The sequence below is a fragment of the Bradyrhizobium sp. AZCC 2289 genome, assembly GCF_036924615.1.
In the GTDB taxonomy this organism is placed as follows: domain Bacteria; phylum Pseudomonadota; class Alphaproteobacteria; order Rhizobiales; family Xanthobacteraceae; genus Bradyrhizobium.
This window is the reverse complement of sequence record NZ_JAZHRY010000001.1, coordinates 590134-603251: the sequence shown is the minus strand read 5'-3', so window position 1 is coordinate 603251 and position 13118 is coordinate 590134. Positions and strand designations below refer to the sequence as shown.

Genomic DNA, 13118 nt, shown 5'->3' with positions numbered 1-13118 from the left:
CAAGACTGGCTTGCCCATGAGCGCACCGGCGTTACCCAAATCCGTCGATGCGATGCTGGAACTCCTGACCTCGCGCGGCTATCTCGCCGAGCGGTCGCTGGCGACGGTGACCTATCTGTCGCTGCGCATGGGCCGGCCGCTGTTTCTCGAAGGCGAGGCCGGCGTCGGCAAGACCGAAATCGCAAAGGTGCTGTCGGCGGCCCTTGGGCGAAAACTGATCCGGCTGCAGTGCTACGAAGGCCTGGATGTTGCGTCCGCGGTCTATGAGTGGAACAGCGCGGCGCAGATGATCGCGATCCGGCTCGCGGAGGCGGCCGGCGATACCGACCGCGAGCAGCTATCGAGCGACATTTTCGCCGAGCGCTTCATGATCAAGCGGCCGCTGCTGCAGGCGCTGGAGCCTGATGTCGCCGGCGCGCCGGTGCTGTTGATCGACGAACTCGACCGCGCCGACGAGGCGTTCGAGGCGTATCTCCTGGAAATTCTCTCGGACTTCCAGGTCACGATTCCCGAATTTGGCACCGTCAAGGCGCCGCAGGCGCCGATCGTCATCATCACCTCGAATCGCACCCGCGAGATCCACGACGCGCTGAAGCGCCGCTGTCTCTATCACTGGGTGGATTATCCCAATGCCGAGCGCGAGCTCGCGATCGTCAAGTCGCGCGTGCCGGATATCTCGGCAAAACTGTCGCTTCAGGTCGTGCGCTTCGTACAGGCGCTGCGCGACCAGGACTTCTACAAATCGCCGGGCGTCGCCGAGACCATCGACTGGGCCACCGCGTTGACCGAACTCGACGCCCGTTCGCTGACGCCGGAAGTGGTCGGCGACACGTTGGGCGCGCTGTTGAAATACCAGGACGACATCGCGCGGATGCAGGGCGACGCGCTGCAGAAGGTTTTGAAGGAAGCGACGAGCGAGAACTAGGTCTGCGATCCCTGAGGCAAACCGTCCGACGCGACGGCAGTGTTCTCCCTCTCCCGCTTGCGGGGGAGGGCCGGGGTGGGGGCTCTCTCCGTTTGCTCCAGCGTTGAAGTTTGGCACTGGCGGAAACACCGCGATGCAAATCTGACAGTGTATTTGTTGAGGCAGCCCCCACCCCAACCCTCCCCCGCAAGCGGGAGAGGGGGCGCACCGTCCGCGTGAGAGTCAGTAGCCGATGCCCATCAACCACCTCAATCCCCCGACCGGCCAAATGGCCGACAACGTGGTCGGCTTTGCCCGCGCGCTGCGCGCGGCTGGGATTCCGGTTGGGCCGGGTGCGGTGATCGATGCGCTCAACGCGCTGCAGGCGATCGAGATCGGCAACCGCGCCGATGTCTACGCCACGCTGGAAGCGATCTTCGTCAAGCGCTACGAGCATATGCTGATCTTTGCCCAGGCGTTCGACCTGTTCTTCCGCGCCGCCGACGAATGGAAGCACATGCTGGATTCGGTGCCGCTGCCCGACCACGCCAGGAAGAAGCCGCCGCCGGCCTCGCGCCGGGTCCAGGAGGCGATGGCGCAGCCGCAGACGCGCGAGGAGATGCCGCAGGCCCAGGAGCAGGAGCTGCGGCTGTCGGTGTCGGACAAGGAGATCCTGCAGAAGAAGGATTTTGCGCAGATGAGCGCGGCCGAGATCGCCGAGGTCACCCGCGCCATCGCCAATATGCGGCTGCCGCAGGCCGAATTGCGCACCCGCCGCTACCAGCCGGACGCGCGGGGCTTGCGGCTCGACATGCGCCGCACCTTGCGCGGCAGCCTTCGCACCGGCGGCGAGATCATCGATATCCGAAAGCTCGGCCGGATCGACAAGCCGGCGCCGATCGTGGCGCTGCTCGATATATCGGGATCGATGAGCGAATATACCCGCCTGTTCCTGCATTTCCTCCATGCCATCACCGACGCCAGGAAGCGGGTCTCGGTGTTCCTGTTCGGGACCCGGCTGACCAATGTGACGCGCAGTTTAAGGGCGCGAGATCCCGACGAGGCGCTGGCGAGCTGTTCGTCCTCGGTGGAGGATTGGGCCGGGGGCACCCGGATCGCCACCTCCCTGCATACGTTCAACAAATTGTGGGGGCGGCGGGTGCTGGGGCAGGGCGCCATCGTGCTGCTGATCTCCGACGGGCTGGAACGCGAGGCCGACGACAAGCTGGCGTTCGAGATGGACCGGCTGCACCGGTCCTGCCGCCGCCTGATCTGGCTCAACCCGCTATTGCGCTATGGCGGCTTCGAGGCCAAGGCGCAGGGCATCAAAATGATGTTGCCGCACGTTGACGAATTCCGTCCGGTGCATAATTTGAGTTCAATCGAGGGGCTGATCGCGGCGCTGTCGGCGCCGCCTCCGCCGCATCATCTGAGCCATATCCGCCCCGCAGCTTGAAAGAGGCCCGCAATGCTCAATCTTGACGAGGATATCCTTCAGGCGGCTGAGAACTGGCAAAAGGCCGGCCACGGCGTCGCGCTGGCGACCGTGGTCGAAACCTGGGGCTCGGCGCCCCGGCCCGCCGGCTCCAGCCTGGTCATCAACGACGACGGCACGTTTTTAGGGAGCGTCTCCGGCGGCTGCGTCGAGGGCGCGGTGGTCACCGAAGCGCTGGATGTGATCGCCAGCGGCCAGCCAAAGATGCTCGAATTCGGCGTCGCCGACGAGACCGCGTGGAATGTCGGCCTGTCCTGCGGCGGTACCATCCGCGTGTTCGTCGAGAAGGTCGGATAGTCGTGAAACTCCAGACCCTGAGCGAAGTAAATATCGAGCGCGCCGCGCGCCGCCCGGTGATCGTGGTCACCGACACCGCCAATGGTGACCAGCGCCTGGTGAGGGCAAAAGACATCGCCACCGACCCGCTGAGCGCCGATCTGGCAAAGCAGTTGCGGATGGGCAAGAGCGGCATGATCGAGGCCGGCGGCAAAAAGCTGTTCCTCAATGTCTACGCGCCGACCGCACGGCTCGTCATCGTCGGCGCGGTCCATATCAGCCAGGCGCTGGCGCCGCTGGCGCGCTCGCTGGACTATGACGTGACGGTGGTGGATCCGCGCACCGCGTTCGCAAGCCCGGAGCGCTTTCCCGACGTGCCGCTGGTCGCCGAATGGCCCGACGTGGCGCTGCCGCCGCTCAACATCGATCACTATACCGCGTTCGTCGCTGTCACGCACGATCCCAAGATCGACGACCCGGCGCTGCTGCACGCCTTCGCGCGCGACTGCTTCTATATCGGCGCGCTCGGCTCGCGAAAGACCCACGCCAAGCGCGCCGAGCGCCTGAAGGCGCAGGGCGCCTCCGATGCCGACATCGCGCGCATTCACGCGCCGATCGGCTTGAGCATCGGCGCGGTGTCGCCGTCGGAGATCGCGGTCTCGATCATGGCCGAGATCACCGCGGAGCTGCGCCTGCCCAAAGAGATCAAGAAAGAGCAGGCGGCATGAAGTTCGGACCCGCCAGTCCGGCCGACGCGATTGGCGGCGTCACCGTGCATACGCTGCGGCAGGGACCGCTGGTGCTCAAGAAGGGCACCACGATCGGGCCGGCCGAAGTCGACGCGCTCAACAAGGCCGGCGTCAAGGAAGTTGTCGTGGTGCGGCTCGAAGACGGCGACGTCTCCGAGGACGTGGCCGCCGCCAGCATTGCGAAGGCCGTTGCCGGCGATGGCGTCCATGTCGAGCGCGCCTTTACCGGCCGCTCCAACCTGTTCGCGGCACGCGCTGGCGTGCTGGTGGTGGACCGCGCGGCGGTCGACCGCATCAATGGCGTCGACGAAGCCATCACCTTTGCGACGCTTGCCGCCTTCAAGCCGGTGGTCGAAGGCGAGATGATCGCCACCGTCAAGCTGATTCCGTTCGGCGTCGAGGCCAAACTGCGCAACGCGGCGGTGGCGCAGGCGGGCCGCGATGCGTTGCGGATCGCGCCCTACACCATCAAGAAGGTCGGCGTGGTCTCGACCTTGCTGCCGGGGCTGGCGCCGAAGGTGATCGAAAAAACCCTGCGGGTGACGGCCGAACGATTGGCGCCGGCGGGCGCCGCCATCATCGCCGAGCGGCGCGTGCCGCATGACGAGACTGACCTGGCCGCCTCGATCAAGGAATTGCTCGGCCTCGGCGCCGAACTCGTGATCGTGTTCGGCGCTTCGGCGATCGCCGACCGCCGCGACGTGATCCCGGCCGCGATCACCGAAATCGGCGGCGCCATCGAGCACTTTGGCATGCCGGTCGACCCCGGCAATCTGCTCCTGATCGGCAGCGCCGGCGGCGTGCCGGTGCTGGGCGCACCGGGCTGCGCGCGCTCGCCGGTCGAAAACGGTTTTGACTGGGTCCTGATGCGGCTGCTCGCGGGCCTGAAGGTGTCGCGTTCCGACCTGACCGGCATGGGCGTCGGCGGGCTGTTGATGGAAATCGTCACGCGGCCGCAGCCGCGCACCGTCCCAAATCTCGAAGGCAACCGCAACGTCGCCGCGATCGTGCTCGCGGCCGGTCGCTCGACCCGGATGGGCGGGCCCAACAAGCTGCTCGCCGAACTCGACGGCAAAAAACTGGTGCGGATCGCGACCGAGCAGGCGCTGGCGTCGAAAGCCTCCGAGGTGATCGTCGTCACCGGCCATCAGGCCGATCTGGTCGAGCAGGCATTGAGCGGCCTCAAGGTAAGATTCGTCCGCAACCCGGATTTCGCCGGCGGGCTCGCCAGCTCGGTCAAGTCGGGCATTGCGGCGGTACCCGCGAACGCCGACGGCGCGGTGATCTGTCTTGGCGATATGCCGCTGATCGATGCCAAACTGATCGACAGACTGATCGAGGCCTTCGAGCCCGACCGCGGCCATCTGATCGCGGTGCCCGTCAGCGACGGCAGGCGCGGCAATCCGGTGCTGTGGTCTCGGCGCTTCTTCCGCGAATTGATGACGCTCGACGGCGACGTCGGCGCCCGCCATTTGATCGCCAAGCACGCCGAAGCCGTGGCCGAAGTCCTGGTCGAGGGTTTTGGCGCGTTTCTCGACATCGATACGCCGCAGGCGCTGGAAGCGGCGCGAAGGTCGTAATTCGTAGTCCGTAGGGTGAGCCACGAAATCTATCCACGTCGTCCCGGCGAACGCCAGGCGAACGCCGGGACGACGAAATCAACAGATCGACTGTCGCTTACGCACCCCCATTTCAACCTCCCGTTCACCAAGTCTCAACTCCCCCCGGCTAGATTCGGCGCCGCCTGCCTTGGGGGATGGGATCTTGATCGTTTCGACTGCCACAGCGCAACGTCGCGCGTTGTTCGTTCTTGCGCTGACCCTGGTCGTGGGCGCGACGCGTTTCGCCACGCAGGCGTGGGCTGCCGGCGCGTTGGCGGTCGGCAAATGCGGCGCCTATGGCCAGGCCTATGACTATCCGGCCGAGGCCACCGCGCGTGCGGCTGCCCTGAAACAGTGCAAGGGCGATTGCACCGCCGTGGCCATGAAGCGCGGCTGTGCGGCGCTCGCGGTCGACATGACCAACCCCTGCGGCGCCCATGGCTACGCGGTGAAGCCGAAAATATCGAGCTCGCTCAACGCCGCGACCAAAAAATGCTACGAATTCGGCGGCAAGGAATGCGTCATCCGCGCCTGGGCCTGCGACGCCAAGGGGTAGCTTGCCGAACCTCATCCTGAGGAGCGCGCTCTTGCGCGCGTCTCGAAGGATGGACGCGGGCTACATGGTTCGAGACGGCGCTAAAGCGCCTCCTCACCATGAGGAAACGAATTCTCTCTATTCCCAAGGGCGCGAGTAGCTATCATGCAGTTCGACACCAAGATCGCGGTCATCATCCGGACCGACCTGGAGCCGTGGCAGAAGCTCAACGTCGCCTCGTTCCTGGCCGGCGGCATCGCCGCCAGCTTTCCCGAATGCATCGGCGAGAGTTACGAAGACGGCTCCGGCACCAAATATCTGTCGCTGATCGGACAGCCGATCCTGATCTACGGCGCCGACCGTCCGGCGTTGTCCCGCGCGCTGGAACGCGCGCTGTCGCGCAACGTCAAGCCCGCGGTCTATACCGAAGACATGTTCAAGACCACGCATGACGCCGCCAACCGCGAAGTGGTGAAGGCGGTGATCCGCGCCGAACTCAATCTCGTTGGGCTCGCAATGCGCGCCGAGCGCAAGGTGATCGACAAGATCGTCGACGGGCTGAAGTTTCACAGCTAGGCCGTGAACGCATGAACGCGCCGATCGGACTGACTGCCCGAGTCCGCTTTGTTCCCGATAGCCGACGAATCGTTGCATCACGGCGAAACGACGCGATGTGCTGTCGTTCCAAATGTGCATTCCCGCAAGGCTTCAGCCACCTGGGCGAATCCCCAAGTCCTGCTCCTCAGGAACTGGGCCGTTACTTGTTTTTATTTTTGTGAACGCGTGAAGGGCACAAAGCGCACGAGGGCGACGGCGCGCGTTGTCGTCTTGCCAGGAGCGATTTTTTCGACGACCGTGAGGTGCTGAGTGGTGTAAGCGGACCCCACCGGCATGACGAGCCGGCCACCCACTTTAAGCTGCTCGATCAGCGGCGGCGGTAGTTCCCCGAGCGCGGCGGTCACGACGATGGCGTCAAAAGGACCGCATTCGGGCCAGCCATCATAGCCGTCGCCAAGCCTGACGCTCACGTTGTCATACGCGAGATCTCTGAGTGTTTTCGCGGCGGCCTCGGCCAATTGCGGGATAATCTCGATGGTGCAGACCTTTCGCGCCAGGTGCGCAAGAATGGCGGCCTGATAGCCCGAACCCGTACCGACTTCGAGCACAACATGATCGGGCGCGACCTCGGCCAGCTGGGTCATCAAGGCCACAATGTACGGCTGCGATATGGTCTGGCCGAGGCCGATCGGAATCGGCCCGTCCGCGTATGCGATCGAGCAAGATCGCTCAGGGATGAACAGATGGCGTTTCGTTTGCCCCATGGCCTCAAGGACCCTCTCCGACAGGCCCTGCTGTCCCAAAACACCGCCGCCGGACCGGGCGTAGGCCCGGATGGTTTCGACCATGGCGGCGCGCTCGCGGACACACTCGTCCTGTGCGGTCGCTTCCCGCGCGGCGGCAACCATGGAAAGCACGAGCAGCAGCAAGGTCTTCATGATCGTGCGGTCTCCAACCGGTCCACGATTCGCGCCGACCGCTTGAGGGCAACGAGTGGATTCGACCGATCAGCCGTTAAGCGAAACACGGCGTCCAGCGAATGACCGCAATGCGCCAGGCGGTCCTCCAGCAAGTCTTGATACCATGACTGCGTTTGGCCGGTAAGTTGACGTCTCCGCGCAAATTGCCGCTGCGGAACTGCAGGACCGGACATAGCCCCGCTTCACTGGATCACTTGCCCGAGTCCGCTTTGTCTCCGATAGCCGACGAATCGTTGCATCGCAGCTAAACGAGGCGATCGGCCAAGCACGGACTTACGCCTGATTTTACTTGGTAGTCGCTCGATCCCGCTAACCCGAACCTTCGTGCAAAAATACCGACTATGCTCCGTGCAGTTTGGAATCAGGCCGTAGTGGTGAACATGTGCCTCGGCGTTCCCACCACGTCCCTTGCCATGTTCAGAAAATACCTCGGAAAAGTATGATTGCGGCCGGAATGCTGAAACATATGGTGATAGACGCTCGCGCGCTGAGTGAGCGCGCCAATATTTCCTGCTAAGGCCGTCGCTTCCCCTCTCAGGGAATCCACGAGGCATCCGACATCTATCGCTCGACCGCTCATTCTTCTTTTTACGCATGCTTGATTTCGCGGGAGTTAACGTAATGGCTGTAGTTAGCGCACAGCGCACGTGGCGCGTGTTACAATCGAGAGAGGCATTCTTCCTCAGTTCGATCCGCTGATCTCGCCCGCACAGGGGCTGCGGGTGCAGTGGGCACCCGGCATTAAGATTCCTCGCATCACTCGGGGCGTCGCGAGATCGCGGACCGCGTTTGAGCTGCCGCAATGACGGGTTGCGGCAATCCCGGCAGTAACAGCTATGTGAGATTTGCCGTTTTTGAGTTCATTGACAATGACTGACCAGTCAGTCATATTATAAATATGAAGAAAACACGCCCCGAAACCTCAGTCCCTCCGAAGCCGGCCAAAAGCCGCGTCGCGATCCGGGCTGCCTCCGCCAAGACGCCCAAAATCGTGTCGCCGCAGCTGCCGGCCGCAAAGCCCGCCTCCAGCCGCGCCGAGCGCGCGGCGGAGCGGCGGGCGGCGATCATCGATGCGGCGCTGGACGAGTTCATTGCGCGTGGGTTCACGGCAACCCGGCTCGATGATGTCGCGAAGCGCGCGGGGGTCGCCAAGGGCACCATCTACCTGCACTTCAAGGACAAGGAATCGATGTTCGAGGAGCTGATCCGCACCGCGCTGGTGCCGCTGATCGGCCGCATGGTGCCGCCGCCGCTGGCGGGCGGATCGATCCGCGATGCGGTCGAGGGGTTTGCCCGCACCTTCATCCAGGAGGTTGCGGGCACGCGCCGCGGCGACATCGTGCGGCTGATCGTGGCCGAGGGGCCGCGCTTTCCGGAGGTGGCCGACTTCTATTATCGCGAGGTGGTTTCGCGCGGCCTTGCCGGCATGCGCGCGCTGATCGAATTCGGCATCGCGCGCGGCGAAATCCAGCAGAAAGACCTCGCGCGCTTTCCGCAGCTCCTGGTGGCGCCCGCGATCGTCGCGGTGATCTGGCAGAGCCTGTTCAGCAAACACGCGCCATTGGACGCGATCGAGATGTTTCGCACCCATCTCGATCTGATTTTCGGCGAACGGAGGACGACATGACCTCGTCGCGAACCACATTACGCCTTCTGGCGATCTCGGCGCTGGCGATCGCGCTCGCCGGCTGCAACGAGCGCCGGGATCCCGGCTTCCAGGGCTGGGTCGAGGCCGACATGATCTTTGTCAGCCCCGATGAATCCGGCCGCGTGACCAAGCTTGACGTGCGCGAAGGCGACGAGGTGAAGCCCGGCGCGCCGCTTTATTCGGTAGATGACGATTTGCAGCAGGCCGACCTCAACCAGAACAACGCAACGCTGGCCAACGCGAAGCAGAGCTATGATCGCGCGGCTTCGCTGAGCAAGACCGGCTCCGGCACGCAGGCGGCGCTCGACGCCGCGGTGTCGGCGTTGCGGGTCGCCGAAGCGCGGGTCAACACGTCGCAAACGAGATTGGCGCGGCGCAACGGCTTTGCGCCGGTCGGCGGCACCATCCAGCAGATCTATTTTCGCGAGGGCGAAATGGTGCAGGCGCAGCGGCCGGTGTTGTCGATCATGCCGCCCGGCAACATGAAGCTGCGCTTCTTTCGTGCCGGAGACGGAATTGCCGAAGCTTACAATCGGCGACGAGGTCAAGGTGACCTGCGACAATTGCTCCGCGGATCTGACCGCAAAAATCTATTTCATCGCAACCACGGCGGAATATACCCCGCCCGTAATCTACAGCCTCGATGAGCGCAACAAGCTGGTCTATCTGATCCAGGCCCGGCCGAGCCGGCCCGATAGCTTGCGCGTCGGCCAGCCGATTAGCGTGTTCCTCAATGCGCGGACGCCGGTGGCGGACAAGCGATGAGCACGATAGCAACCAGTGCCGCCGACATCGCCATCAATGTCGAGGGTCTGTCGAAATCGTTTGGCGGCCGCACGGTCGTGAATAACCTGTCGATGCAGGTGAAGCGCGGCACCATCTACGGCTTCCTCGGCCCCAACGGCAGCGGCAAGACCACCACCATCCGCATGCTCTGCGGCCTGCTGACGCCGGATAGCGGCGAGGGTACCTGCCTCGGTTACGACATCCGCCGCGACGCCGACAAGATCAAGCGCAAGGTCGGCTACATGACGCAGCGCTTCAGCCTGTATCAGGACCTGTCGGTGCGAGAGAACCTGGAATTCGTAGCCCGGCTCTATGGCCTGCCCGACGCCCGCGGCGCTGCGCGCGACATGATCGACCGCATCGGATTGAAGGGCCGCGAAGAGCAACTCGCCGGCGAACTCTCCGGCGGCTGGAAGCAGCGGCTGGCGCTTGGCGCCTGCACGCTGCCCAATCCGCAATTGCTGCTGCTGGACGAGCCGACCGCCGGCGTCGATCCCAAGGCGCGGCGCGACTTCTGGAACGAGATCCATGCGCTGGCGGCCGAGGGCTTAACCGTGCTGGTCTCCACCCATTACATGGACGAGGCCGAGCGTTGTCACGAGATCGCCTATATCGCCTACGGCCATCTCTTGGCCCACGGCACCGTGGATGAGGTGATCGCGAAATCCGCGCTGTCGACCTACACCGTCACCGGCGACGACCTCAACGCGCTTTCCGCCGAATTGCTGGGCAAGCCCGCCATCGACATGGTGGCGCCGTTCGGCACCAGCCTGCATGTCTCCGGCCGCGATCAATCCGCGCTCGAGGCTACCATCGCACCCTATCGCGGCAACGAGAACTGGCACTGGCAGCACAGCGAGCCGTCGCTGGAGGATGTCTTCATCGACTTGATGGGCCGCTCCAAGGATAATTTCCAATGAGCGCGACCGACACTTACCGGCAAAGCCACGACGTCGCCGAGCCGCGTTTCGGCTTCTGGCGCCGGAGCTACGCGATGCTGGTCAAGGAGTTCATCCAGCTCCGCCGCGACCGCGTCTCGTTCGCGATGATCGTGATGATTCCGGTGATGCAGCTGTTGCTGTTCGGCTACGCCATCAACACCACGCCGCGCAACCTGCCGACCGCGGTGCTGTTGCAGGAGGACTCCGATCTTGCGCGCTCGATCCTGAAAGCGCTGGAAAATACTTCCTACTTCCGCTTCACCCGCGAAGTGCACGATGTCGCGGAGTTCGACGATCTCCTGAAGTCGGGCAAGGTGCTGTTCGGCGTCGAGATCCCGCGTGGCTTTGAGCGCGCGGTGCGGCGCGGCGATCATCCGGCGCTGTTGGTCGCCGCTGATGCAACCGATCCGGTCGCGGCCGGCTCCGCGCTGGGCGCGCTCGGCACCGTCGTGCAGACCGCGCTGGAGCACGACCTGTTCATCGGCGATCCGCCGTCGCTGCCGTTCGAGATCCGGGCGCATGCGCGCTACAACCCCGCGGCCTCGTCGCGGCTCAACATCGTTCCGGGCCTGGTCGGCACCATCCTGACCATGACCATGCTGATTTTCACCGCGCTGTCGGTGACGCGCGAGGTCGAGCGCGGCACCATGGAGAGCCTGCTGTCGATGCCGATCAAGCCAATAGAGGTGATGTTCGGCAAGATCATCCCCTACGTGCTGGTCGGTTTCGTGCAGGCCACGCTGATCGTCGGCATCGGGGTGCTGCTGTTCGGCGTCCCGATCCTCGGCAGCCTGCTGACGCTGGCGTTGTTGTCGACGCTGTTCATCACCACCAACCTGTCGATCGGCTACACCTTCTCGACGATCGTGCAGAACCAGCTGCAGGCGATGCAGCTGTCGATGATGTTCTTTTTGCCGAGCATTCTGTTGTCCGGCTTCATGTTTCCGTTCATGGGCATGCCGGTATGGGCGCAATATATCGGCGAGGGCCTGCCGCTGACGCATTACGTTCGCATCGTCCGCGCCATCATGCTGAAGGGCGCGACCATCCAGAATTTGCAGTACGATACGATTGCTCTGATTGCACTGATGTTATTGGCCATGACGATCGCCGTGACGCGCTTCCGTCGCACGCTCGATTGATGCAGAATGCTTACCGTCATTCCGGGGCGATGCGAAGCATCGAACCCGGAATCTGGAGATTCCCCAGGGCGCAATTGCGCCCCTGAGGTCTGGTCCTTCGGACCATCTACGATGCGCAATAGCGCATCGGAGAATGACGGGGAGTGCGATGCTAGGGTTATGGGGCAACAAGGAAGGTCAGAGCGGGGCGGTATCGGCCGACTTTACCCATGCCTTGATGCAGCAAGTGCTGCGTACCGAGCTGATCCGGATCAAGGCGCTGATCGCGACGACCGCGATTCTGACGATCATGCTCTTCACGTTGTATTTCTTCGATCCCTATGCTGTAACCCATCTCTGGCACGGCGGCCTGAAGCCATCCCGTCTCTACGCGATCTTGATCCCCTTCATCCTGTTCGAGCTTTGGGTCCATGCCGTTATCAGCCGTCATTTGAGGCTGGACCGCGACATTTCCGTGTACAGGCGGTATCTTGGCGCGCTAATCGAAACCTCGATGCCAACCGTCGCGTTGTCGCTTCACATCGACAGCATGGGGCCGGTGGAGGCGCTGGGATTCGTGGCGCCGCTGATCTATTTCATCTTCATCATTCTCTCGACGCTGCGGCTGGATTTCTGGCTCTCCACGTTCACCGGCTTCGTGGCCGCGGCTGAGCTGTTGTGCATGGCGATGTTCTATCATCGCGCGGGCAGCACCGATCCGCCGCCTGATCTGTACTATCACGCCGTGCGCAGCGTGGTCGTCCTGATCTGCGGCATGCTGGCGGGCGCGGTCGGGGTTCAGTTGCGCCGGCAATTCGAGGCCAGCATTCTGGCCGCGACTGCGCGCGACCGCATCACCAACCTGTTCGGCCAGCACGTCTCGCCGCAGGTGGTCGAGCGGCTGATGGCCGAGGGCGCTGCGACCGACAGCGAAATCCGCCGGGTCGCAGTCATGTTCGTCGATTTCCGCAGCTTTACCGCCGGCGCCAGCACGCGCTCGCCGCGGGAAGTGGTGGATCGCCTCGATGGCGCGTTCGCGGTGCTGGTCGATATCCTCGACCGCCATGGCGGCATCGTGAACAAGTTTCTCGGCGACGGATTCCTGGCGCTGTTCGGCGCGCCGTTCGAGGCGCACGACGCCGCGCACCGGGCGGTCGCCGCGGCCCGCGAAATGCTCGACGCCAATGACCGCGCCAACAAGGCGACGAGCTGGCCGCTGCGGATCGGCATCGGCGTCCACATCGGCGAGGTGGTCGCGGGCAATATCGGCTCGCCGCGGCGAAAGGAATATACGGTGATCGGCGATACCGTGAATTTTGCGGCACGGCTGGAAGCGCTCAACAAGGAATTCCACTCACAGTTCCTGATCTCGGATGCGGTTCACGACGCGCTGGGTCAGGAATGCAGCGATGCGGTCTCGCTCGGCGAGGTCCCGATCCGGGGTTACGACCGGCCGGTGCCGGTATGGCAATTGGGCTAGGGCATGATCCGGAAAAGTGGGTACCGGTTTTCCGATGAGATCAT

12 protein-coding genes and 1 pseudogene are annotated in these 13118 nt (G+C 63.8%); 12 read left to right on the top strand and 1 reads right to left on the bottom strand.

Annotated features, from left to right (window positions below; translation table 11 throughout):
* Positions 1-16 precede the first annotated feature (16 nt).
* The 7 genes from V1289_RS03165 (at position 17) to V1289_RS03135 (ending at position 6136) form a co-directional block, all read left to right on the top strand.
* Positions 17-925, top strand: coding sequence for an AAA family ATPase (locus tag V1289_RS03165; RefSeq protein WP_334395591.1), 909 nt, complete (start codon positions 17-19; stop codon positions 923-925).
* A 232-nt stretch (positions 926-1157) separates the two neighbouring features.
* Complete coding sequence (locus V1289_RS03160; RefSeq protein ID WP_334395590.1) at positions 1158-2360, top strand: vWA domain-containing protein; 1203 nt, start codon at positions 1158-1160, stop codon at positions 2358-2360.
* Positions 2361-2372: 12 nt separating this feature from the next.
* On the top strand, positions 2373-2696 hold the full coding sequence (locus V1289_RS03155) for an XdhC family protein (RefSeq protein ID WP_334395589.1): 324 nt from the start codon (positions 2373-2375) through the stop codon (positions 2694-2696).
* A gap of 2 nt (positions 2697-2698) precedes the next feature.
* A complete protein-coding gene (locus tag V1289_RS03150; RefSeq protein ID WP_334395588.1) occupies positions 2699-3403 on the top strand; it encodes an XdhC family protein in 705 nt (234 codons plus the stop codon).
* Positions 3400-5004 (top strand): molybdopterin-binding/glycosyltransferase family 2 protein, encoded by a 1605-nt coding sequence (locus tag V1289_RS03145; protein ID WP_334395587.1) that lies wholly within the window; start codon positions 3400-3402, stop codon positions 5002-5004. The genes V1289_RS03150 and V1289_RS03145 overlap by 4 nt, the downstream gene beginning before the upstream one ends.
* Before the next feature lie 187 nt (positions 5005-5191).
* Complete coding sequence (locus tag V1289_RS03140) at positions 5192-5581, top strand: DUF4189 domain-containing protein (RefSeq protein ID WP_442896164.1); 390 nt, start codon at positions 5192-5194, stop codon at positions 5579-5581.
* 144 nt (positions 5582-5725) lie between these two features.
* On the top strand, positions 5726-6136 hold the full coding sequence (locus tag V1289_RS03135) for a DUF2000 family protein (protein WP_334395585.1): 411 nt from the start codon (positions 5726-5728) through the stop codon (positions 6134-6136).
* A gap of 191 nt (positions 6137-6327) precedes the next feature.
* Here the strand turns inward: V1289_RS03135 and V1289_RS03130 are convergent, their stop codons facing one another.
* Entirely contained in the window at positions 6328-7056 is a 729-nt protein-coding gene (locus V1289_RS03130; RefSeq protein ID WP_334395584.1) for a protein-L-isoaspartate(D-aspartate) O-methyltransferase, read from the bottom strand.
* Positions 7057-7996: 940 nt separating this feature from the next.
* Between V1289_RS03130 and V1289_RS03125 the strand changes: the two genes are divergently transcribed.
* From V1289_RS03125 to V1289_RS03105, 5 genes and pseudogenes are all read left to right on the top strand, one after another.
* Complete coding sequence (locus V1289_RS03125) at positions 7997-8725, top strand: TetR/AcrR family transcriptional regulator (protein ID WP_334395583.1); 729 nt, start codon at positions 7997-7999, stop codon at positions 8723-8725.
* A pseudogene (locus V1289_RS03120) lies at positions 8722-9511 on the top strand (HlyD family secretion protein). The gene V1289_RS03125 and the pseudogene V1289_RS03120 overlap by 4 nt, the downstream one beginning before the upstream one ends.
* The gene (locus tag V1289_RS03115) at positions 9508-10452 is read left to right on the top strand and encodes an ABC transporter ATP-binding protein (RefSeq protein WP_334395582.1); all 945 of its coding nucleotides are present in this window, start codon (positions 9508-9510) and stop codon (positions 10450-10452) included. The pseudogene V1289_RS03120 and the gene V1289_RS03115 overlap by 4 nt, the downstream one beginning before the upstream one ends.
* Complete coding sequence (locus V1289_RS03110) at positions 10449-11615, top strand: ABC transporter permease (protein ID WP_334395581.1); 1167 nt, start codon at positions 10449-10451, stop codon at positions 11613-11615. The genes V1289_RS03115 and V1289_RS03110 overlap by 4 nt, the downstream gene beginning before the upstream one ends.
* A gap of 148 nt (positions 11616-11763) precedes the next feature.
* Positions 11764-13074: an adenylate/guanylate cyclase domain-containing protein gene (locus tag V1289_RS03105; protein WP_334395580.1), complete on the top strand. Its 1311-nt coding sequence runs from the start codon at positions 11764-11766 to the stop codon at positions 13072-13074.
* Positions 13075-13118 lie beyond the last annotated feature (44 nt).